Origin of the sequence: Protofrankia sp. Cas3 (genome assembly GCF_963555955.1) — a bacterium.
Classification (GTDB): domain Bacteria; phylum Actinomycetota; class Actinomycetes; order Frankiales; family Frankiaceae; genus Protofrankia.
Genome location: NZ_CAUVXP010000033.1, coordinates 19284 through 41212, shown reverse-complemented (window position 1 = coordinate 41212; position 21929 = coordinate 19284). Strand labels below are relative to the sequence as shown.

Here is a 21929-nt window from a genome sequence, read left to right as displayed (position 1 = left end):
TCTCGGACATCATGGTCATGAACGGGCTGCGCAACGTGTTCCGGCCGCTGGGTCCGGCCACGCCACCGGGCGTACACGCGATCGGCGACGTTGTCTGCACCACCAACCCGCATTTCGGTCGGGGCACGTCGTTGGCCGTGGCGCACGCTCTCACCCTCGCCCGGGCGGTCGCGGAGAACCCGGCGGATCCCGAGCTGTGGCGTGAACGTGTTGACGCCTGGGTCCATGACGAGCTGCGGTCGTGGTTCGACGACGCCCGGTCACTGGATCGGTCGCGTTCGGTAGTCTGGCATGCCGCCGTGAACGAAACTGTTTCGGACGTTCCGGCCATTCCGGCCATGAGCCCGCCGAGCCCGGCTGCCATGCCGCGGTTCATGGTGCTCGCCGCCGCCACTGCCGACCCGGTGGTGGCACGCGCGGTGTTCCGCCACATGCACCTGGTCGATGCACCGGAGGACCTGCGTGCGGTGGAACCACGGGTGGCAGAACTGCTCGCCTCGGGATGGCGCCCGACGCGACCCGCGGACCTACCGACCCGGGCGGAACTCGTTGACGTCGTCTCCGCCGTCAGAGTTCCGGCCCTGTGACCGCAGGCCCTGTGACGGACGGCGCCGTGATCGCAGGCAGCGTGATCGCCGTGATGAGCAGGCCCTTGCCGAGCATCCAACGACCTGTGAACCCGGTCAGCTCGCAACCGGCGACGATCGGTCCCGCCACCAGCAGCCGGGCGGAGAAGGTACCGGTGGACGGCTCGACCGTGATGACCGCGTCGTCAAAGCCGAGCCAGCGCCCGGCAAGGGGAAACCACGCCTTGTAGACCGACTCCTTGGCGCTGAAGAGCAGCCTGTCCCAGCACACCTCGGGGTGGTGCGCCTGCAGGGGACCGAGCCAGGCGTGTTCCTCGGCCAGGGCGACATGGTCCAGGACGCCCGGCGGGACAACCGCGTTGGGTTCCGCATCGATACCGATCGTGACGACATCGGTAGACCAGGCCACGGCAGCCGCGCGATATCCCGCACAGTGCGTGATACTGCCGACGACTCCGGCGGGCCATTGCGGCTCGCGTCGGGGACCTGGCAGGATCGGCGCCGGCGGTAGGCCGAGCGTGGCGAGCGCGCGGTGGGCGCATACCCGGGCGGTGGTGAACTCCCGGCGTCGCTTGTCCACGGACCGTCCGAGGGTCGCCTCCTCCTCGGCGAACAGCACGGCGTCCGGGTCGTCGGTGAACGCCTCGACCGCGATCGCGTCGGCGGGCATAAGGGCAGTAAGCAGGCCGGTCTCAGTCATGTGTGTCTCAGCCCTGCCGGTTCGGTGCCTGCTGGTTCGGTGCCTGCCGACTCGAAAGGCTCCAAGCCGAAGGATACAGATCGGGCTCCGGCAGAATCTGACGGGGAACATTTCGCGGGATGGTCCAGCGGCGCCACTCCCGCGGATAACCGACCGAGACCTCCTCGAACCGGACTCCGTCGTACCAGGTCGTCCGCGGAATGTGAAGATGGCCGTAGACGACGGCCGTGGCCCGGAACAGACGATGCCAGTCGGCGGTGCTCTCGGTGCCGCACCACTGCGCGAACTCGGGGTGCCGCAAGATATCTGTCGGGTCGCGGACCAGCGGGAAATGGTTCACCAGGACGGTCGGCAGGTTCTGATCGCATTCGGCGAGTCGCGTCCGGGTATGCGCGACCCGTGCCTGTGACCATGCGTCCACACCCGGGTACGGATCCGGGTCCAGCAGGAACTCGTCCGAGCACACCACACCCGCCTCGTGGGCCACGGCAAGTCCTTCTTCTTTGGTGCGCGTGCCCGCCGGACGAAACGTGTAGTCGTAGAGCAGGAACAGCGGTGCCACGGTCGCCGGGCCACCGGCGCCCTCCCAGACGGGATAGGGATCCTCCGGGGTCAGTACGCCCAGGCCGCGGCACATCTGTACCAGGTGCCGGTATCGCCGGTCACCGGACAAGCACACCGGGTCCTTTCGCGGCGTCCACAGCTCGTGGTTACCGGGAACCCAGATCACGGTGGAGAAGCGGTCGCGCAGCAGAGCCAGCGCCCACTCGACATCCGCGACGACCTCGCCGACGTCACCGGCCACGATCAGCCAGTCTCCAGTCGACTCCGGGTGAAGCCCCTCGACGATCTCACGGTTCTCGGGATAGGCGACATGCAGATCACTGATGGCCAGTAATTTCCCAGCCGACGCCCGGGATGTGGTCACCCGTCCGACCCTACCGCCATTGCTCCGGACATTCCGCTGACACCGGAAAGGCGCGGGTCGGCCCGCTTTGGACCGCTGTCGCCCGGAGTCGGCTGGGATGATCCCGGTGGTGCGACGACGTCATGATGAGCGATGCCGGTCCGATGCCAATCGGCCCCGATTGTCCTCGCCCAGAGCTCGGCAGGCGGCGAGCGTGACGGCCGCGATCCGGTCCCGCTCCCGTCCGGTGATCGCCGTGGCCGGCACCTGGACGACGGTCGTATCGCCGTCCACACTCCGCTGAACTCCGTACCGGCCAGGCCCGGCCGGGTATCGGGAAACCGCCGACAGTCCTGACGGCTCCTCCAGTCCTGACAGCTCCTCCAGTCCTGACAGCTCCTCAAGCATGTGCGACATTTGCGGCCGAGGAAATCATACGCGGGCAATTGTCCTCGTGGACATTTTCGGACCGGAGGCGACGATGGACCGCCGGGTTGGCGTAGAACGACGGCGAGCGACAAGTCGCTCCATCGGTTTGCGGATGAGGCTGTGGTTCGCACTCTCCGGCGGTCGTCCTGTATGTACACCTCGGGCTTTCAGAACGACTCGGTGGGCGTTCCTTATGTTATCACGGTGTCCTGCTCGGTCTCACCCCCGAGGAATTGGGTGATTGGCATCCTCGCTGGCAGGAGTGATTAGCCGGCCCGCGCGGGCTCTATGCGCAGGTCTATGGTGAACTCGGGACGGGGTTTCCAGAACTACGAGAGTCGTCGCTGTCGGCTGTCGCGAGGAGGATCGGTAGCCGGCACGCTCCGCAAGCGGCGCGCGATGATGAGCGGACCGGCCGGTTCGAAGCGTATTCACCGCTTCCGGAGGCCCTTCGGCTGGCCGCTGTGAGCGACCGTTTCCATATCGTCCGTGGCCGGGCGCTCTCGCTCAGGCGCACGTGGCGCGGCTGGGATGTCGATGTTGAGACCGCTACTGGCTTCAGTACGCTCATGGTCCAGCCGTCGTCCACCGCTGGTGCGGCCACCACCCGTATAACGACGACGGTCTCGCCCGCCGGTCTCGATCGTATCGGCAGGGTTCGCCAGGAGCTCCTGCGTCAAGCGGACGAGATCTGCCAAGGTTCACTCCTCGACATAACAGCGTCGTATTCGACTGGTAACGGTGTGGTCGGCGTATGCAATGGCGAGGGCGACGAGGAGGACGTGCAACGGTTCGGCGCCGGCAATGCTTTTCGCGCCTTGCTCGCCCACCCGCAGGCGGGGCGGGTGGCCGAGTTCGAGCTGCCGTACGGGTCATATGAGCACGAAGCCTGTTCCCATCCCAGCGGCGGCGGTGGAGGCGCGCTGCCGGTGACGGAGGACCTTGAGGTTGAGGGGCTCCCCGGTGTCTACCTGGCCGGTCCGGGAAACTTCGTCCGGCTTGGAGCGGCCAATCCAGCGCTTACCATCATCGCCATGTCGCGTTGGCTCGGCGATTCGCTCGCAGCCTGAGATTCATGCCACCCGGTAACCCGTAGCGTCTGATCCGGCCCGGCCATCCAGCAGGCGAGGAGGTTGACAATGTCCAAGCTGGCGATCTTCGGTGGTGCGCTGGTCACGGACGAGCCGTTCCCGGCGGAGTTGGCCGTATACCTCGGCGCAGACCACGCCATCACCACGAACAGCGGCACGTCGGCGTTACATACCGCTCTTGCCGCGCTGGGCATCGGACCGGGGGATGAGGTCATCTGCACTCCGTATTCCTTTATCGCCTCTGCCTCCTGTGTGCTGCAGGCTGGTGCGCTGCCGGTCTTCGCCGACGTCGACGAGTCGCACACGCTCAGCGCTGCCGACGTCGAGAAGAAGATCACGTCTCGTTCTCGGGCGATCGTCGTCGTCCATCTCTACGGCGTCGTCGCGGATCTCGATCCGATCGTCGAGGTCGCCCGGAAACACGGTCTGTTCGTCGTCGAGGACCGTGCGCAGAGCATTAGCGCGACCTACAAGGGGAGGAAAGTCGGAACGGTCGGCGACGTCGGCTGCTTCAGCTTCTGCCAGAGCAAGCATTTCACCACCGGTGGTGAGGGTGGCGCGATCGTCACCGATGACGAGAATCTGAGCTGGGAATGTCGTTCTCTGCGGGATCACGGCTATGACGTGGTCAGGCGCATGGGGCTCATGGAGTTCGGACCGGAGTACATCCATCGGCGGGTGGGCTTCAACTACCGACTCACTGAGATGCAGTCGGCCATCGGAAGTTCCGAACTCGCCCGCCTCGACTCGTGGAACCTTCCCCGGCGTCGCGCCAACGGCCGCCGGCTGATCGAGGCGCTGAAGGACCATCCGCTGGTGATACACGCCCCCGTGGACTCGCAGGAGCGGGAAAATGCGTTCTGGTGGGCGCCCTTCGTGCTCGACTCCGAACGACTGTCGGTTCCCGTTGCGGAGTTCGCCGCAGCCATGAACGCGGAGGGCGTGCCCTACACGACGGTTCAGCTGGCGGAAATGTATCGGGAACGCGTCTTCGTCGAAAACAACGGCTTCGGGAAGCTGAACTACCCGTTTGACGACCCCAGTGCCACTCCGATCGACTATTCGAAGACGGACTGCGCCACAGCACGCTGGCTCGCTGCGCGGACGCTCCCATTCTATACCCACCCCGTCTACACCGAGCGGCACATGGAGCAGTACATCCGTGCTTTCGAGAAGGTGGCCGCGGCTTTCTACCTGGAGACACCAACGGGCACAGCATGAGTGAGGCTCCGAGTGCGCGAAAGGAGCGGCGATCGCGCACTCGTCGGCATGGAGGACCAAAGGACGCGCGACGATCGTAAGATCGCGCGCCCGCAGGACGCAGTCCCCGGAGCACTACCGGAGATCAGCCGCCGCGGCCGGTGCGTTTCGGGCCGGTGATGGTGTTGCCGAATTCGTCGACCAGGCCGGCACGGCGTAGCGCGTCCGCGAGCGCACCGGTCGGGACGCTTGATTCCCCACGACGGGGGCGGGGCTGTGCACCACGGGGTTGGGCGCCACGGGGTTGTGTATCGCGGGGCTGGCCACTGCGGGGTTGTGTATCGCGGGGTTGGGCGCCACGGGGTTGTGCCGCTGCGCGTGGTTGTCCGCCGCGAGGTGCCCCGCCACGGTCCCGGCGCGCGGCGTTCGGCGGGCCTGCCTGCTCACCGCGGCGCTCGGCGTCGTCATCCAGGCGCAGGGTGAGTGAGATGCGTTTGCGGGGAATGTCGACGTCGAGGACCTTCACCCGCACGATGTCGCCGGACTTCACCACGTCCCGAGGGTCGGCCACGAAGGTCTTCGACATCGCCGAGACGTGCACGAGGCCGTCCTGGTGCACGCCCACGTCGACAAAGGCACCGAACGCGGCGACGTTGGTGACCACCCCTTCCAGCACCATGTCGGGGGTGAGATCGGCGAGGGTGTTGACACCGTCGGCGAAGGTCGCGGTCGCAAACGCCGGGCGCGGGTCACGGCCCGGCTTCTCCAGTTCCGCCACGATGTCGGTGACCGTCGGCAGGCCGAAGGTGTCGTCGACGAAGTCCGTGGGCCGCAGCGCGCGCAACAGCGCGGTGTTGCCGATCAGGGCCGTGAGCTCGCCGGCGGTCGACGTCAGGATGCGCCGGACCACCGGATACGCCTCCGGGTGCACGCTGGAGGCGTCGAGCGGGTCGTCCCCGTCCCGGATGCGCAGGAAGCCGGCGCACTGCTCGAACGCTTTCGGGCCGAGCCGCGGGACGTCGGTGAGGGCCCGGCGCGAGCGGAACGGGCCGTTGGCGTCACGGTGGCGCACGATGTTCTCCGCGAGCCCGCCGCCGATGCCCGAGACTCGGGTCAGCAGCGGGGCGGAGGCGGTGTTGACGTCGACGCCGACGGCGTTCACCGCATCCTCGACGACCGCGTCCAGCGAGCGGGACAGTTTGATCTCGGAGAGGTCATGCTGGTACTGGCCGACCCCGATCGACTTCGGGTCGATCTTGACGAGTTCGGCCAGCGGGTCCTGCAGACGGCGCGCGATCGACACCGCGCCGCGCAGCGACACATCCAGTTCGGGTAGTTCACGGGAGGCATACGCCGAGGCCGAGTAGACCGAGGCGCCGGCCTCGGAGACGACGACCGTGGTGAGCGACAGGTCGGGATGCAGCCTGGCCAGGTCGCTCGCGAGCTTGTCGGTCTCCCGAGACGCGGTGCCGTTGCCGATCGCGATCAGATCGACGCCGTGCTGGGCCGCGAGGCGGGCCAGCACGGCGATCGACTCGTCCCAGCGCCGCCGCGGTTCGTGCGGGTAGATCGTTTCGGTGGCCACGACCTGACCGGTCGCGTCGACGACCGCGACCTTGACACCCGTGCGCAGGCCCGGATCGAGACCCATGGTCACCCGGGCGCCGGCGGGCGCGGCGAGCAGGAGATCGCGCAGGTTGACGGCGAACACCCCCACCGCGGTGTCCTCGGCCGCCTGCCACAGACGCATCCGCAGGTCGATGTCGAGATGGACGAGGATGCGTGTGCGCCAGGCCCAGCGCACGGTGTCCACCAGCCAGCGGTCGGCCGGGCGGCCCACGTCGGCGACGGCGAAGCGCTCGGCGATGGTCAGCTCGTAGGCACTCGGCGCGGGGGTCTCCCGCGGTGCGGCCTCCTCGACGGCCTCCTCCGGCTCCAGGGTGAGGTCGAGGATCTCCTCCTTCTCACCGCGGAACAGCGCGAGGATCCGGTGCGAGGGCAGCTTGGTGAACGGCTCGGCGAAGTCGAAGTAGTCGGCGAACTTGGCGCCGGCATCCTGCTTGCCCTCGCGTACCCGGGAGGTGAGCCGGCCCCGCGACCACATCCGCTCGCGCAGGGTCCCGATCAGGTCGGCATCCTCGGCGAACAGCTCGACCAGGATCGCGCGTGCGCCGTCCAGCGCGGCGCTGACGTCGTCGACGCCGCGCTCGGCGTTGACGAACGCTGCCGCGGCCAGCTGCGGGTCGAGGGTCGGATCGCCCAGCAGCGCCTGCGCCAGCGGTTCCAGGCCCGCCTCCCGGGCGATCTGCGCCTTGGTACGCCGTTTGGGCTTGTACGGCAGGTAGATGTCCTCAAGGCGCGCCTTCGAGTCGGCGGCCATGATCTGCGCCTCGAGTGCGTCGTCCAGCTTGCCCTGCGAGCGGATCGACTCGATGATCGCGGTGCGGCGCTCCTCCAGCTCACGCAGGTACCGCAACCGCTCCTCAAGGGTGCGCAGCTGCGCGTCGTCGAGCACGCCGGTCGCTTCCTTGCGGTAGCGGGCGATGAACGGCACGGTGGCCCCGCCGTCGAGCAGGTCCACGGCCGCGGTCACCTGGCCCTCACGCACGCCGAGCTCCTCGGCGATCCTGCGATGAACCGACGTCGTCACAATCTTGATCCGCCTTCGCGCTGGGGTCCGAAGTCTTCGTGACCAGCTTGCCTGATCGTCAGGCCCGCGTACGCGGCAGGCCGCGCAACGCGCGCAGTAGCTTCTCGTAACCGCGACCGTCGAAAAGATCGACAGGCTGCCAGGGTCGGAGCAGATCGGGGATGTCGCAGACCTCCAACCGCACCGGGATGATGTATGTCGCACCTTCGGGCTGTTCGCTCGCCGTATCGAGCGCGAGCCGGATCGCCCTGTGCAGGAAGTCCCGTCTGTTCGTCGCGTTCGCGCTCAGACAGACCAGGACGGCGGCGGACTCCCTGATTGCCTTCCTGACCAGCAGCTCCCGCTCCTTACCGGGAGGAATGCCCTCGTCGTCGAGCCAGGGCGCCAGCCCATCATTTCGCAGGCGATCATATAAGGCGCGTACACGTTCCTGATCGTGCTTGGAATAGCATAGAATAATTCGCTCGCTCGCGGGGTTGGACTGCTCGACCGCACGCGACGGCCTGTTGGTGATCAATTGTGACCGGTGTTTGTCGATCTCCGCAGTTAGTGGATCATCATGCGTGATGTCGTGACGGCCGGCGATCGTGGTCAGTACGGGATTGGCCGGGTACAGGTCAAGCGCCGCTTCGAGCAGGCGGTGGTAGGGATCGACGACGATACCGTTGTCCAGCTCGGCGAAAACCTGGTGCCACCAGTGGACGGGTATCGTGCCCTGCCAACCGGGGCGGTACCCTCGCGGATAGCCGATCCGATCCAGCAGCATTCCGGTGGCGCCCTCCGTTCCGGCGATCTTTGCGCAGGTGTCCAGTAGATCCCGGCGCTCGTCGGCCGAGAGCCGTAACTGGATTGGCCGACCAGTCCCGTCGCCCATCCTGCACCCCCTCCGATTTCAGGAATCCTACGGCGTGTTTCGGGTGGCGTGGCTCGGGAGCATTATTCAAAACCCCATGATACCGAAAAGAAGAACAGTCCACGTGCCACGTCATATGCATCGTGATAAGTGGAGTAAGGACGCCGGTAGTCTGTGTGGAGGATGCGCTAGTTCTTGAAGTGTGCGACAACTCTTTCTATCGGTGCTCGCAACGCGGACAGTTCGGCGTTGCACGTCTTGTCCATCTCGCTGAGCGCCCCGCCAGGTGGTGTTTTCCGGGGCGTCGCCATTCCGTCGCGGCCTTGGTAGCCATTGTCCCCGATTCCGCCGCCTGAGTGATTCACGATGTCAGCGACCGCTGTCGCGGCGAACGCGGCCGCGTCATGGTTCTTGCCCGCCAAGGGGTCGGAGATGAATATCGGTTCGCCGTCGAGAAGGCTGACGAGCCGCGCGTTGAACCCTGTAGTGCCCTTCTTCCGGCTCCATAGCTCGGGCTGGTCGTCGTAGGACCAGCACGGGGTGATCGTGCCGTCTACCAGGCACAGCCGCTCCTTGACGATCTCGATGGCCTCCCGAGCATCCGGGACGAACTCCTCGAGAACCGCCTTCACGACAGGCACCAGGCTGGTGATGATCCGCGAGATGGTCGGCTGCGAGACGTCATGCATGTCACCGATGAACTCCTCGGTGACATTGTGCCGGACGTACATGCACGCGATCTCCACCGCGCGCTCCAGTGTGCACGCCTTCGGCCGACCTCAGGACTCCGTCAACCGACCACCAACGCGAGCAACAAGTTCACACATCTGTGGCACCATCAGGTCGGTGGTACGCTGATATCGCAACGGTTCTTCCTCTGCGTGGCATTGGCGAGTTTTGGCGAATGAACCAATACCACCGGGAAGAACCGTTGCCTACGCGACACGCCGTGCTTGATCGGACGTTGAGCGGCCGGAGAATCGCTTAATGAAAAACCCGCCTAATGGCGAAATAACGTTTTGAATAATCCTCGGGGTACGGGTTGCGCATGAATTCCTCGGTAATTTGCATCTAGACCGCCTTCAGGTTCGGATTTCCTGGAGCCGCAGCAAGCCGACCGCCCCCCAGCTGAACGGACCCGTGGATAACAGGAGCACCCGCTCGCCGGGCACGATCTCGGTGGACTCAGCCAGCCCGGCGAGATTGATCAGGCCATCCGCAGCAAAAAGATGGCCGTATCGCGGCACGTTTCCACGGAACAGCCGGTCATGAGGGATTCTGGCGATGTCCGCGAAGTCGTCCAGGTTCGCCGCACTGTAGTTGTTCGCGACCATCCACTGGTAGGATTCCGCCGTGGTGCCCGAGGTCTGGTAGAGCAGCATGAGTGCGCTCCTGACCCCGGACATGAAATGCAGGTACTCGCGGAGCCCACGCCGGCGACCCGCGGCGGCCATCGCCGGGGCCGCCGCCTGCCCGATGCCCACGAGCTGGTAGGGGCCGGGCAGCCGGGTGGACAACAGGCAGGCGGCGGTATCACCGTTGATGGTCACCGCGTTGGGCATGGCCCGGTATTCGCCGGGCTGCGCCGGTATCGCGTCGGCGACCACGACCAGCACGGTGCGCAGGTTGGCCCCGACCAGCAGGCTTCGCGCGAGCCGCATCGCACTGGCCAGATTGCCCGACTCGCCGAGCCACACCCCGAACAGGCGGGCGGCGCCAAGGCCGAACGGCTCGAGCACGGTGCTCCTGACCGCCTCTTCCTGGGCCGTGGCCGGCGCGACGCCATAGCTGCAGCTGGCATAGACGACTGCGTCCACATCAGTGGGCGAACCCGTAGGCGCGCAGCCGGCCGGTCAGCGCGGTCGCCGTGCCGGCGCCGGCCGCCAGTTCCACCGAGATAAGCTCACCCAAAGCGTAAGTTTGATCACTTACAGTGACAACGCTGGTCGTCGGACTCACGAGGGCGAGCAGCTGTAATGCGCGAACACCTTCTCGATCAGACCGTCGGCGTTCACGACCAGGACCTCGGCGACCATCCTGCCGCCGACGCTGCGCATGTAGATCGTGATGCTGTCCAGGCCGCGCAGCACGTCGACGATCTCGAACTGCAGCTCCGGGTTGGCGTCCAGAGCACGCCCGAAGTAGTCACGCAGCCCGTCCCGCCCCCGCACCACGTAGGTACCGACGACCTGCTCGGCGAGCGGGGACGTCAGCTCGACGTTCTCGGCGTACAGCTCGACAATACTGTCAAGATCGTGTTTGTTCCACACCGCGATGTGGTGTTCGGTAAACGAGATGGCGCGCTCGACGGTCCACGGCATATCTGGTTCCTCCGATCCCGGCGGCTCGTCACAGTAGCCGCATAACAGTCGAGCTGAACAAGTAGTTTGCTCCGGCCCCGAGCACGTGGACGACATCGCCGGACCTGGTTGCACCGCACTCGGCCAGAGTAGCCAGTGTAATCAGCTGATCGTAGGCAAAGCAATGTCCGAACCGGGCAATATTGTCGGTCGGCACCCGACGGAATGGTATCCGGGCAACCGCCGCATAGTTCTTCAGCACCGGGGCTACGAGGTTGGCCAGCACCAGCGCCGCGAATTCGTCCGGGTTGCGACCTGTACGCGCATAGCTGCGGGCGCACACCTCGGTCATCCGCCCGGCGAACAGGTCGATGAACCTTAGGGTGTTCTGGACCGGGTCGAGCACGGACAACTCGGGCTCGATGATGTGTTCGACGTTCTCCACCAGATAGCCACGGTCGAGATCCGCACCGATGACGCAGGTCAACACGGAGCGTTATTCAGAAGTCGCCTGAAGCGAGTAACGACAACATCAACGAGCCCGGGCGGTTTGCCTTGCCGCGCCGGCGCACACCCATTCGTCGTTGACGACTGGCGACACAGCCCCAGTTGAGTAAACGGCAGACCACCGCTACGTCGGCCGTCACGCCACGAACACCCAAGGAATCGAATCGTCTCGCGTGTCGAGGTAGGACACCGGCCTCGCCCTGAGAGAAACGGAGTTACCACACAACCCTTCCTGACAGGACGAGAACCGGTGCGCAACAACTCTACAACAGGGCTTTCCGCCGACGAGATCCGGGAGATCATCTGCCGGATCGAGGACGTCATCGAGGTACGGCTCCCCAGCGGACGCCCTCCCGCCCTGGGTCTTTTCAGGCAGGTCGACATGCTGTTGGTGCTGCTCCGCCAGAACCTCAGCCAGACGACCGTGGCGGACCTCTTCGAGGTGAGCCAGCCGACCGTCTTCCGGACCTACCGCCGGCTGATGCCCCTCCTCGACCAGGTCCTCTGCCTGCACCAACCCGCGTTCACCGACGTGCTGGCCAACCGCGACACACTCGTCGATGGCACCGACATCCCCACCGGCAACCGGACCGGAGCAGCCGAGAACTACTCCGGCAAACGCCGACGGCAGGGCCTGAACGTCCAGGTCGCCGCCGCCACCGACGACACCGTGCTGGCCGTGTCGGACCCGGTGGCCGGTGGCCGGTGCCCGACATGACCGCCACGCCGTCACCGCATGCGGGTGGGAAGCGGTCCTCGACACCACCACCTGGACCGCCGACGCCGGCTACCAGGGAACCACCGCCACCACCCCGAAGAAAAGAACCAAGTACGACGACCTCACCGACTACGAGAAAACCGTCAACAAGACGATCTCCGCCCGCCGGTCGGCCGTCGAACGCTGCATCGCCCACCTGAAGAACTGGAAGATCCTCGCCACCGGCTACCGCGGCCGGCTCACCGAACTCCCGAACGTCATCCGAATCGTCACCCGACTTGAGTTCTACCGCCTTGGATGGTGACGTTATGAATAACGCTCTTCCTCTGCGTGGCATTGGCGAGTTTTGGCGAATGAACCAATACCACCGGGAAGAACCGTTGCCTACGCGATACGTCGTGCTTGATCGGACGTTGAGCGGCCGGAGAATCGCTTAACGAAAAACCCGCCTAATGGCGAAATAGCGTTTTGAATAATCCTCATTCAACGATCGGCCATCTCACCCTGTCGAATTCGAGGAGAAATTTTGACAAAAAAGGTGATCGAGCGGTATAATAAGGACTTTCCACGAAAGTGGGAACCCTCCAGGAGTGGGCGATGAACGACGCGCGGACGAATCCGCGATGGGACAACCGGGGCGAGCGGTTCACGCGAAATCTTGAGCGGCCCAAGGTCAGTTGCCTGCCCGGCGCCAGTGCGCGGGACGGGTAAACGCCGCCGGCAGGCGGGTGCCCGCATTCCCTTTCGCGGCGTTTACCTGCGGCTGGGTGAGAAAGAGGCTTCCGCGTAGGTCGGCCCCGCGCAGGTCGGCCGCGATAAGGTACGCCCCCCGGAGATCGCCGCGGCGCCGGCGCCTGCCGCCCGGCCGCGTTTCGACCTCCGATACCTGAGTGAGCCCCGGTCCGCGAGCGTGTCCTGCGCCCTGCTCGGGCGGGTTTTCGCGCCACGGGCCACCGCGGCCACCGCGGCCACCGCGGCCACCGCGGCCACCGCGGCCACCGCGGCCAACCTGTACACCCGGCTGCGGTCCGACGGGTTGCGTGGCCTGTGGCTCAAGGCTGAGAACCTCGGCGGCGGCCAGGACCGGCAAGAAGAGATCAAAAAGGCGATCGAGCGAAGCCGGGCCGTGGTCGTGTGCCTGTCGAGCGCCGTGTCCAGACCAGGTTCGGTCAACCGGCAGATCGTCTGGGCGCTCGACGTGGCCATGGAACAACCGCAGGGGGCCGTTTTCATGATTCCGGTGCGCCTTGAGCCGTGCGACATCCCCGATCGCCTGAGCAGATGGATGCATGTCGACTTGTTCGCCGACGACGGCTACCCTCGGCTGATCCGTGCGCTGCGGGATGTCGACCGCCAATATGGCGAAGGCTGACTGACCCCGGTTCTCGCCGACCGGTGCAGAACACGGCGGAACTCGCTATGATCCACGCGGACGGAAGGAGACGGATCCGGATGCGGAACAGCATGGCGGGCGGTCCGGGCCACAGCGTCGAGGCACACGTGACAAAGGCGCGCTCGCACACGATCGGTGATTTGTTGCGGCGGACGGCGCTTCGATATCCGGACAAGACCGCCCTCGTCGCTGGCGATTTCCGCGAGACCTATGCGCAGCTGAACGCGACGGTGAACGCGACGGCGCACGCGCTGTCCGATCGTGGGGTGGTCAAGGGCGACCGCATCGCGTTGCTGTCGCACAACTGCCGTGAGTTCGTCGTCGTCTATCTGGCGTTGGCCAAGCTCGGCGCCATCCTCGTCCCGGTCAATTTCATGCTGACCGCCGAGGAGATCGCGTTCATCCTCGACCACTGCGAGGTGAGCGGGCTGGTGACCGAGGATGCGCTGGCCCCGATCGCCGAGCGGGCGCTGACCGTGGCGGGTCGCGGGGTCGCCCTCGCCGGCCTGATCAGCTCGGGTGCAGCGGAGCAAGGTGCGGCGGAGCGGGGCACAGCCGGCCGCTGGGAGGACGTCACGTCCTGGCTGGCGCATGCCGACACATCCGAACCGGATGTGGCCATCGGTGATGACGACCCGGTGCGCCTGATGTACACCAGCGGTACCGAATCCCGGCCCAAGGGAGTCGTGCTCACCAGCCGCTCGTTGATTGCGCAGTATGTCAGCTGCATCATCGAGGGTGAGCTTTCCCCGGACGACATCGACATACAGGCACTTCCCTTCTATCACTGCGCGCAGCTCGACGGCTGCCTCACGCCGGCCATCTACCTGGGTGCCACCAGCGTGATCCTGCCCAGCGCGGACCCGGCGGCCATTCTCGCCGCGGTGGAGCGGGAGCGGGCGACGAGGCTGTTCTGCCCGCCGACGGTGTGGATCGGCCTGTTGCGCTGCCCCACCTTCGAGTCGCACGACCTGTCGTCGTTGCGCAAGGGCATCTACGGTGCGGCGCCGATGCCCGTTGAGGTGCTACGGGAGATCCGGCAACGGCTGCCGGAGCTGCGGTTGTGGAATCTCTACGGCCAGACCGAGATGGCGCCGGTGGCCACGGTCCTGCCTCCGGACCTTCAGGAGGCGAAGGCGGGTTCGGCCGGCCGGCCGGTTCTCAACGTCGAGACCATGGTGGTGGACGACGACGACATGCCCGTCCCGGCTGGAACCGTCGGGGAGATCGTGCACCGCAGCCCGCACGCCATGCTCGGTTACTACAAGGATCCGGAGAAGACGGCCGAGGCGTTCCGGAACGGCTGGTTCCATTCCGGTGACCTCGGCGTGTTTGATGCCGACGGTTATCTCACGGTCGTGGACCGGAAAAAGGACATGATTAAAACCGGTGGTGAGAATGTCGCCAGTCGGGAGGTCGAGGAGGCGATCTACGGGCATCCGGCGGTGGCCGAGGTCGCCGTGTTCGGCATCGCCCATCCCTACTGGATCGAAGCGGTGACCGCCGTCGTGGTCGCGCGCCCAGGGGCGGCGATCGCCCCCGAAGAGATCATCGACTACGCGCGCGGGTGTCTGGCCAGTTACAAGACCCCGAAGTATGTCGTCGTCACCGACCAGCTCCCGAAGAGCCCCAGCGGTAAGATCCTCAAGCGGGAGCTGCGGACGATCCACGCTCATCTCGCCGGCGCCGTCGTACCGTGATCACTTGGGGCTGGTGTACCATTCGGACCCCACGCTGATGAACACCCCGTCCGCCTCGGCGCTGACGCTTTCACCGATCAGCAGCCTGGCCGTTGCCCGGACTTTACGACCCTCGACATCGAGAAGCTCGGATTCCGCCCGGAGCGGTGTTGAGATCGTCACCGGCGCCTTGTAGCGGATCGTCATCGTCCCGGTGGCGATGAGTTTCCCGGCGAGGGATGCGGCATGTCCGAGCATGACGTCGAACAGCGCGGCGATGTAGCCACCGTGGACGTTGTTCCGGCTGCCCTCGTATGCCGGCCCGAGGGTCACCTCGCCGTGGAACATCTCGCCGCGGTGTTCGACGATCAGCGGCGGGGCGAACGGGTGGGAGCGGCCGAAGATGGGATGCCGTTCCCAGAGCACGGCATTGTCGGCACTGCCGATCCGCAGCCCCGCCCGGCCGTCGTACCGGCTGGCGCGGGCGTGCGGCCGGGCTAGGCGCTCCATGCGTTGCGCGGCGTCGGCGATGGCGCGCAGGTCCTCGGTGGGTATGTCGCCGGTCGCCAGGTGTCCGGCGAGCGCCCGCAGGGCCGCCGCGGCCCGGCGCGCCTCGCTCAGTCCGTCGGTCACCCCCTCGTCCAGCCCCTCGCCAGTTGCCGCCGTCGACGAAAGGGTCGACGGCCCGGTCGGTCTGTCGGGCCGCTCCTGGCCATCTGACATGCTGGGATCTCCTCACTTCGGGTGTCGTGACCATCGGACGGCCCGACATCCCATCCGCCAATACTCCTTCAAATAGTAATATAATTATGCTGAACTTTCGACTGTCTGGTCGGCTCCCTCATCGGACGGGTGGATGTCGGCCCAGGCATGGGAGAGCGCTTCGGTGAAGATTTCCGGGGGCTGTGCGCCGGAGACTCCGTACCGGCTGTCGACGACGAAGAACGGCACGCCGGTGGCACCCAGTGCCCGCGCCCGGTGGGCATCGCCGTCCACCACGTCGGCGTAGGTGCCCTCGACGAGTACGCGGCGGGCCTCGTCGGCGTCCAGACCGGCTTCACCGGCCAGTCCGACGAGGCACTCGCGGTCGAACAGGGACCTCCCTTGGGTGAAGTGGGCCAGGTAGAAGCGCTCGACGACGGCGTCCTGGATGCCGCGGTCCCCGGCCAGCTGGACGAGCCGGTGCGCATCGGCGGTATTGCCGACAAACCCGTCGACCAGGTGGTATTCCAGGCCGACGGTGGCTGCGGTGCGTTCGACCGCGACCTGGCTCGCCCGGGCCTGCGCTTCGGTCATGCCGTACGTGGCGACCAACATGGCGGTCTGGCCGACGACGCGGTCGGCGGGCATGGTCGGGTCGAGCTGGAATGAATGGTGGACGATCTCGATCTGGTCGCCGTGGGCGAAGCCGGCCAGCGCCTGCTCGAAGCGGCGCTTGCCGATCCAGCACCACGGGCAGACGAGGTCGGACCAGATGTCAACCCGCATGGGGTTCTCCTCGGTGCTGGTCGGAATGTGCTGGTTGGGATGCGGTCGGGATGCGGTCGGGATGCGGTCGGGATGCGAGGGCAGGGTACGGCGGCTGTGCCGGCCCTGCTGGAGCAATGCTGACCGAAATATGAGGTACACCTCGACTTATCCCGATGTCCGGCTGGTGTACGTGGCGGTCTGGGGTCTGGGTCTAGTCTGCGGTCTGGGGTCTAATTGAAGAGTTCTTCAATTAGCGACATGGTGGATGGCCTGCTGCGCTCGAGCGGCGGGCCGCTGAGCAGGGGAAGGGCGAGCCGAGGCCGATGCCGGGGACGAGGGTGACCAGGGCCGCGCGGACGCAGGTTCCGCTCTATCAGGCGAAGGCGGAGTTCTTTCGGATGCTGGGGCATCCGGTGCGGATCCGGGTGCTGGAACTGCTCCAGGACGGGCCGATGCCCGTTCGGGACCTGCGCTGCGCCGTCGAGGTGGAGCCGTCGAATCTGTCCCAGCAGCTGGCGGTGTTGCGCCGCTCGGGGATCGTGACGGCGACCCGGGACGGCTCGACGGTCGTCTACGCGCTCGCGGGCGGGGACGTGGCCGAGTTGATGCGGGCCGCGCGAAGGATCCTCACCGAGATGCTCGCCGGGCAGGAGGAGCTGCTCGCGCAGCTGCGCGAGGCCGACACGAGGTCGATGTGAGCGCGGCGATCGCGCCTGGCCGGGTGACCGGGCGGGTGACTGGGCGGGCGGTGTGGGGCCGGTTGCAAGCGGTGCTGCCCACCCGGGCCTCGTTCATCTCGATGGGCCGCTCGCCACGTAAGGACCTGCTCGCCGGACTTACCGTGGCGGTGGTGGCCCTACCCCTGGCGTTGGGGTTCGGGATCTCCTCCGGGCTCGGTGCCCAGGCGGGACTTGCCACCGCAGTGGTCGCGGGCGCCCTTGCCGCGATCTTCGGCGGATCCAATCTGCAGGTCTCGGGACCAACCGGCGCTATGACCGTGGTGTTGGTACCGATTGTCCACACCTACGGTCCCAGCGGAGTGCTCACCGTCGGGCTGCTGGCGGGATTGCTGCTGGTGACCCTCGCATTGGCGAAGGTCGGCGGCTACATGCGCTATGTGCCGGCGCCGGTGGTGGAGGGTTTCACCGTGGGGATCGCCGCCGTCATCGCCCTCCAACAGGTACCCGCGGCGTTCGGGGTGAAGGCCCCACCCGGGGACAAGGTCGTCGTGGTGGCCGCACGTGCCGTCATCGACTTCGCCGGACATCCGCACTGGGCGGCCGTGGTCCTGGCCGGCACGGTCATCGCGGTCATGCTGGCCGGGGGCCGGTGGCGGCCGACGGTGCCCTTCTCCCTCGTCGCGGTTGTCGCGACAACCGTCGCAGCGCAGGCCGCGCACCTGCCGGTGGCGCGCATCGGCCACCTGCCGGCCGGGCTACCCACCCCCTCGCTGGGCTTCCTGGACCCTTCCGCAGTGCCGGGACTGCTGCCTTCGGTGGTCGCGGTCGCCGCACTCGCCGCGCTGGAGTCACTGCTGTCGGCGACGGTGGCGGATGCGATGAGCGTGTCCGATCGCCATGACCCGGACCGGGAGTTGTTCGGTCAGGGCGTGGCCAACCTGGCCGCACCGCTGTTCGGCGGGGTTCCCGCCACCGCCGCGATCGCCCGCACCGCGGTCAACGTCCGTTCCGGCGCGGTGTCCCGACTGGCCGCACTCACCCATGCGGTCGCGCTCGCGGTCATCGTGTTCGCCGCGGCCCCCCTGGTCGGACGCATCCCGCTGGCGGCGCTTGCCGGGGTGCTGCTGGCTACCGCCGTACGCATGGTCGAAGTCGGCTCGGTTCGGGTGCTGGCGCGTGCGGACAGGGGCGACGCCGCGGTACTGGTGCTGACAGCGCTGGCCACCCTGGCGCTGGACCTGGTCGTCGCAGTGATAGCCGGCCTGGTCGTGGCCGGAGCGTTGGCGCTACGCCAGGTTGCCAGGGCCGCGCGGGTCGAACAGGTCGCACTGGACGATGGTCTGTCACCAACCGACCACCACGCAGAAGAACAGGCCCTGCTCGCGCGGCACATCGTGGCATACCGCATCGACGGGCCGGTGTTCTTCGCCGCCGCGCACCGCTTCCTCCTGGAACTCACCGACGTGGCCGATGTCCTGGTCGTCATCCTGCGGATGTCCCGCGTCACTGCGATCGACTCCACCGGAGCCCTGGTCCTCAAGGATGTGATCACCAAACTGGAACGCCGTGGCATCTGCGTCCTGTTGTCCGGTATCAGGCCCGGCCATCAGCAGGTGCTGTCCACCTTCGGCGTCGCCGAGCACCTGCGCCGCGACGGGCTGCTGTTTCCCGACACCCCCGCCGCGATCGCGCACGCCCTGCTCCTGGCGCCGGATGTGCTGTCGAATCCGCGTGCGGCGCTCTCCCAGCCGCAGGTGGAGGGGACATGCTGATTCCCAGCCCGACCGGAGTGAATCCCGCGTACAGCATCCAGATCCGTGTCCCGGCCCGGGCGGTGAGCGAGGTCCGGTCGGTCATCGCCGACGCGCCCGGTACCGTCACCGTTCAGGCGGACGAACCCGACCCGGACGGTGCGCACCGTATCATCCTGGACGCGGACAGTGCACGCACCCTGACCTGGCTGACCGCCGCGCTGCGCCGCCGCCTGGGCACCGACCTGTTCCACGCCGAAGACCTCGTCTTCGCGACCGCCTCCACGGGCAAGCTCGCCCAGCAGGTGCGTGCGGCCGTCACCACCGGTCATGACGTCGCGCTGCTGGACGCCGACGCCGACCGCCGGGTGATCACCCATCTCGCCGCCCATCCACGCCATACCGACCGCTACACGGGCCGCTCCCGGCGGATTGCGCTGATCACCGACGCCAGTGCCGTCCTGGACTTCGAGCCGATGCCCGCCGAGACGGCTCTGCCGGCGGTCGAGTCCCAGGCCGTCCACCTGCAGCGGGCAACCGGCCTGGACGTCATTCCGCTGCCGGTCGCCACGCGCGGCGCCGACGAGCTCGCGACCGTCATCCGGATGTTGGCTCCGGGCTTCGCCGCGACCGTCCTCGTCCACACCCACATCCGCCACATCGAGACCGCCCGCGCTGCGGTCGACAACACCCGGGCCGACGCCGCCTCCCAGCTGTTGCTGGACGCGGTCAACGACGGGCTCGCCGTGGCCGCCACCGCCGCGGCGCTCAACGCGCTGCGCGCGCGGGCCGTCGACCTGCGTCGGGCCCGGGTCATCCTCGTCGACCCGGCACGAGGCGGGGACCTGGCTGGTCTCCTGGTCGCGGCCGGGATCGGTGACATCACCCTCTACGACCCGGTGGAGTACGGCATCCAGGCGCTGCATGCCGTTGCCGACCAGACGGATCTGGTCATCGACCTGATGGGTCTCGCCGCACCACCGCTGGGCGTCCCGGTACTGCGGACCCGGTTGGAAACCCCACCCCCGATGCTGGCCGCCACCACCGGGCCGCGCCCGCTGCACGCGCTGCCGGGCCTGGTCACCGCGGCCGTCACCACTCGGATGCCGATCACTGCGGCGGCACGTCTGGCCGCCGCGTACGCTCTGGCCGAGCAGGCGGAGCCCGGTGCCCTGTTGCCCGCGCTTGATCATCCGGAACTGACCGCGGCCGTCGCCGTTGCCGCCATCCGGGCGCTCACCGCGTCGCAGTGACCCGCGCCGCGGGTGCCGTCGGCGTCGCGGCGTTTCTCGGTGCGACACATCGGGGTTTTCTCCTGTGCCCGTCCGATGAACAGCACTCCTTCGGTGCCGGTGAATCGGGCGAGGTGCTGGTGCGCGACGTCGTCCTTGCGTTGCCCCTTAACGATGTGAATCTGATGCTACTGCCACAACACCAGATTCACATCGTTCCCAAAGAACGCCCGGCAACAGGTCGTTCCGAATAGCGAGGGGGTTTCCCGGGTCGGCCTGGGGCGCGCGATGGTGGTGGCGTCGCGCGCCCTTTGGCTGGTCAGGCGTGCTGTGAGCGGACGGTCGGGAGCTGTGCGGTGCGGGCGGGGCTGTACTGGTAGTTGGTGACCAGGCTGACCGCGAGTACGGCAAGGCCGCTGCCGAGGTAGAAGGCGGAAAGCCCGCCGTCGGTGTCGGTGAACGACAGCGCGACCGGCGACAGGACGAGAAGAGCGGCGGCCAGGTAGTCGCCGGCCGAGTGCACGGTGAAGGGCAGTACCTTGACGACGCCGAGCGGGTAGCGGGTGAGCATGCTTACCACGGCGATGACGATTCCCACGGTGACGCCGGTTGCGACTGCGAGCGATGAGCCGCCGGCCGCCAGCGGGACGATGATGAGCAGTGCGGCGACGGCGTAGTCGGCGATGGCGTGGAACCAGGCGGGCAGGAAGCGGACGAGGGACATGGCGGAACCTCCAGGCGTTGGTCGGGTCTGTCGACGGTCCGGTTGTGCTTTCCGTCTGTTGTTCGGTGCCCGATGGCGGTCGGATGGGTCCGCGGACCGCCTTATCGCCTCAATCCGCTGTCGTCTCGCCGACACCACCGGGATGACTCCGTCGGATGGGGGTGCGGCTACCGGCGGTGCTCTTCGCGCCGGAGAACCTGGAGGTTTCCCGGATATGAGCGGATCAGATGGGTATGGCGTCCAGCGGCCACTCGTGTCCGTGGGAAAGAGCGTCAACCGTTATGTCGACACTGATCCGCTCGAAGGTCATTCTCTCATGCTATGGCGGCGGAGGAGAACGGCGACCAGGTAATGGACGAGGTACTGGCGGCGCTGCCCCGGTCGGTGGCGATAGCGTCGCGACCATGAGCCGGACCCGCGGTGACCAGATCCGCATGAGCCCGCAGGAGATCGACGAGTTCCTACACGGGCACTGGAGCGCTGTGATCGGCAGCAACGGGCCGCATGGCATCCCGCATCTGGTAACGGTGAGTTACGGGCTGATGGATGGCCGGATCGTGTTCAGCTCGTATGCGAAGGCCCAGAAGATAGTGAACCTGCGCCGTGACAGCCGGATCACCTGCCTGGTGGAGGACCTGGGCGAGAGTTACGGGTCGGTCCAGGGCGTACTGGTCTACGGTCGGGCGCGGCTGATCGAGGAGCCCGACGAGATCCGTCCGATGATGAAGGCGGTGCTCACCCGGATAGCTGCCGCGGGGCGGGCCATCACGACCGACACGATGGCCGAGCGTGTCGTCGAGAAGCGGGCTGCCGTGCTCGTCGAGCCGGACCGTGTCCTGTCCTGGGATCACCGTCGCCTGGACGGTGCCTACTGAGGGCATGAGGGTCAGGTGCGCACAGGGTGTTGACCAGGGTGCGGGTGGCCGGTTGTGTGTGACTTTTAGAAGTAGATGACGTGCCTCTTCAAGAGCTATTTGTCGCTCACTTCATCTCTGGTAGCGGTCACTCAGGAGCTTGAGGAGTTGCCAGGCCCGGTGGCATCCGGGACGGCTCCGCGT

At 66.9% G+C, this 21929-nt stretch carries 23 protein-coding genes and 2 pseudogenes; 12 read left to right on the top strand and 13 right to left on the bottom strand.

The window, feature by feature from the left end:
- Window positions 1–587, top strand: a pseudogene (locus U9983_RS09025) (FAD-dependent oxidoreductase); the annotation flags it as partial.
- Here U9983_RS09025 and U9983_RS09020 read toward each other — a convergent pair.
- The 3 genes from U9983_RS09020 to U9983_RS09010 all read right to left on the bottom strand — a co-directional run bounded on the left by U9983_RS09020 (window position 568) and on the right by U9983_RS09010 (window position 2602).
- A complete protein-coding gene (locus U9983_RS09020; RefSeq protein WP_322753584.1) occupies window positions 568–1287 on the bottom strand; it encodes a 4'-phosphopantetheinyl transferase family protein in 720 nt (239 codons plus the stop codon). The pseudogene U9983_RS09025 and the gene U9983_RS09020 sit on opposite strands and share 20 nt — an antisense overlap.
- A 7-nt stretch (window positions 1288–1294) precedes the next feature.
- Window positions 1295–2215: a metallophosphoesterase gene (locus U9983_RS09015; protein WP_322753583.1), complete on the bottom strand. Its 921-nt coding sequence runs from the start codon at window positions 2213–2215 to the stop codon at window positions 1295–1297.
- A gap of 120 nt (window positions 2216–2335) precedes the next feature.
- Window positions 2336–2602, bottom strand: coding sequence for a hypothetical protein (locus U9983_RS09010; protein ID WP_322753582.1), 267 nt, complete (start codon window positions 2600–2602; stop codon window positions 2336–2338).
- Window positions 2603–3087: 485 nt separating this feature from the next.
- Between U9983_RS09010 and U9983_RS09005 the strand changes: the two genes are divergently transcribed.
- A complete protein-coding gene (locus U9983_RS09005) occupies window positions 3088–3693 on the top strand; it encodes a hypothetical protein (RefSeq protein WP_322753581.1) in 606 nt (201 codons plus the stop codon).
- Window positions 3694–3762: 69 nt separating this feature from the next.
- The gene (locus U9983_RS09000; protein ID WP_322753580.1) at window positions 3763–4935 is read left to right on the top strand and encodes a DegT/DnrJ/EryC1/StrS family aminotransferase; all 1173 of its coding nucleotides are present in this window, start codon (window positions 3763–3765) and stop codon (window positions 4933–4935) included.
- Between the two features lie 124 nt (window positions 4936–5059).
- On the opposite strand, the gene U9983_RS08995 is transcribed toward U9983_RS09000, so the two are convergent.
- The 6 genes from U9983_RS08995 to U9983_RS08970 form a co-directional block, all read right to left on the bottom strand.
- Window positions 5060–7567 carry a Tex-like N-terminal domain-containing protein gene (locus tag U9983_RS08995; protein ID WP_416211324.1) on the bottom strand — a complete coding sequence of 836 codons (2508 nt, stop codon included), beginning with the start codon at window positions 7565–7567 and terminating at the stop codon, window positions 5060–5062.
- A 55-nt stretch (window positions 7568–7622) separates the two neighbouring features.
- On the bottom strand, window positions 7623–8438 hold the full coding sequence (locus tag U9983_RS08990; protein WP_322753578.1) for a toll/interleukin-1 receptor domain-containing protein: 816 nt from the start codon (window positions 8436–8438) through the stop codon (window positions 7623–7625).
- Between the two features lie 167 nt (window positions 8439–8605).
- Window positions 8606–9163 (bottom strand): transposase family protein, encoded by a 558-nt coding sequence (locus U9983_RS08985; RefSeq protein WP_322753577.1) that lies wholly within the window; start codon window positions 9161–9163, stop codon window positions 8606–8608.
- Between the two features lie 336 nt (window positions 9164–9499).
- A complete protein-coding gene (locus tag U9983_RS08980; RefSeq protein WP_322753576.1) occupies window positions 9500–10156 on the bottom strand; it encodes a 3-oxoacyl-[acyl-carrier-protein] synthase III C-terminal domain-containing protein in 657 nt (218 codons plus the stop codon).
- A gap of 216 nt (window positions 10157–10372) precedes the next feature.
- Window positions 10373–10738: a nuclear transport factor 2 family protein gene (locus U9983_RS08975; protein WP_322753575.1), complete on the bottom strand. Its 366-nt coding sequence runs from the start codon at window positions 10736–10738 to the stop codon at window positions 10373–10375.
- Between the two features lie 28 nt (window positions 10739–10766).
- On the bottom strand, window positions 10767–11207 hold the full coding sequence (locus U9983_RS08970) for a 3-oxoacyl-[acyl-carrier-protein] synthase III C-terminal domain-containing protein (protein WP_322753574.1): 441 nt from the start codon (window positions 11205–11207) through the stop codon (window positions 10767–10769).
- Between the two features lie 267 nt (window positions 11208–11474).
- Here U9983_RS08970 and U9983_RS08965 point away from each other — a divergent pair, with 267 nt between their 5' ends.
- Together U9983_RS08965 and U9983_RS08960 are read left to right on the top strand one after the other, a co-directional pair.
- Window positions 11475–11942: a transposase family protein gene (locus tag U9983_RS08965; RefSeq protein WP_322753573.1), complete on the top strand. Its 468-nt coding sequence runs from the start codon at window positions 11475–11477 to the stop codon at window positions 11940–11942.
- On the top strand, window positions 11923–12246 hold the full coding sequence (locus U9983_RS08960; protein WP_322753572.1) for a transposase family protein: 324 nt from the start codon (window positions 11923–11925) through the stop codon (window positions 12244–12246). The genes U9983_RS08965 and U9983_RS08960 overlap by 20 nt, the downstream gene beginning before the upstream one ends.
- Window positions 12247–12615: 369 nt before the next feature.
- Here the strand turns inward: U9983_RS08960 and U9983_RS27815 are convergent.
- Window positions 12616–12801, bottom strand: a pseudogene (locus tag U9983_RS27815) (pentapeptide repeat-containing protein); the annotation flags it as partial.
- Window positions 12802–12852: 51 nt separating this feature from the next.
- On the opposite strand from U9983_RS27815, the gene U9983_RS08955 reads away from it, so the two are divergent.
- A complete protein-coding gene (locus U9983_RS08955) occupies window positions 12853–13314 on the top strand; it encodes a toll/interleukin-1 receptor domain-containing protein (protein ID WP_322753571.1) in 462 nt (153 codons plus the stop codon).
- 80 nt (window positions 13315–13394) lie between these two features.
- Window positions 13395–15035, top strand: coding sequence for a fatty acyl-CoA synthetase (locus U9983_RS08950; protein ID WP_322753570.1), 1641 nt, complete (start codon window positions 13395–13397; stop codon window positions 15033–15035).
- On the opposite strand, the gene U9983_RS08945 is transcribed toward U9983_RS08950, so the two are convergent.
- Complete coding sequence (locus tag U9983_RS08945) at window positions 15036–15737, bottom strand: PaaI family thioesterase (RefSeq protein ID WP_322753569.1); 702 nt, start codon at window positions 15735–15737, stop codon at window positions 15036–15038.
- Window positions 15738–15821: 84 nt separating this feature from the next.
- Window positions 15822–16643 (bottom strand): DsbA family oxidoreductase, encoded by an 822-nt coding sequence (locus U9983_RS08940; protein WP_322753568.1) that lies wholly within the window; start codon window positions 16641–16643, stop codon window positions 15822–15824.
- A gap of 179 nt (window positions 16644–16822) precedes the next feature.
- Here U9983_RS08940 and U9983_RS08935 point away from each other — a divergent pair, with 179 nt between their 5' ends.
- The 4 genes from U9983_RS08935 to U9983_RS08920 all read left to right on the top strand — a co-directional run bounded on the left by U9983_RS08935 (window position 16823) and on the right by U9983_RS08920 (window position 20401).
- Window positions 16823–17182, top strand: a complete 360-nt coding sequence (locus U9983_RS08935; protein WP_322751863.1) for a metalloregulator ArsR/SmtB family transcription factor — start codon at window positions 16823–16825, stop codon at window positions 17180–17182.
- A 101-nt stretch (window positions 17183–17283) separates the two neighbouring features.
- On the top strand, window positions 17284–18936 hold the full coding sequence (locus U9983_RS08930) for a SulP family inorganic anion transporter (RefSeq protein ID WP_416210291.1): 1653 nt from the start codon (window positions 17284–17286) through the stop codon (window positions 18934–18936).
- Entirely contained in the window at window positions 18930–20168 is a 1239-nt protein-coding gene (locus U9983_RS08925; RefSeq protein ID WP_322753566.1) for a malic enzyme-like protein, read from the top strand. The genes U9983_RS08930 and U9983_RS08925 overlap by 7 nt, the downstream gene beginning before the upstream one ends.
- Window positions 20165–20401, top strand: coding sequence for a hypothetical protein (locus U9983_RS08920; protein WP_322753565.1), 237 nt, complete (start codon window positions 20165–20167; stop codon window positions 20399–20401). Before U9983_RS08925 ends, U9983_RS08920 begins: the two co-directional genes overlap by 4 nt.
- A 65-nt stretch (window positions 20402–20466) precedes the next feature.
- Here the strand turns inward: U9983_RS08920 and U9983_RS08915 are convergent, their stop codons facing one another.
- Entirely contained in the window at window positions 20467–20871 is a 405-nt protein-coding gene (locus tag U9983_RS08915; protein ID WP_322753564.1) for a hypothetical protein, read from the bottom strand.
- A 404-nt stretch (window positions 20872–21275) separates the two neighbouring features.
- On the opposite strand from U9983_RS08915, the gene U9983_RS08910 reads away from it, so the two are divergent.
- Window positions 21276–21746 (top strand): pyridoxamine 5'-phosphate oxidase family protein, encoded by a 471-nt coding sequence (locus U9983_RS08910; RefSeq protein ID WP_322753563.1) that lies wholly within the window; start codon window positions 21276–21278, stop codon window positions 21744–21746.
- The last annotated feature ends 183 nt before the right edge of the window (window positions 21747–21929 follow it).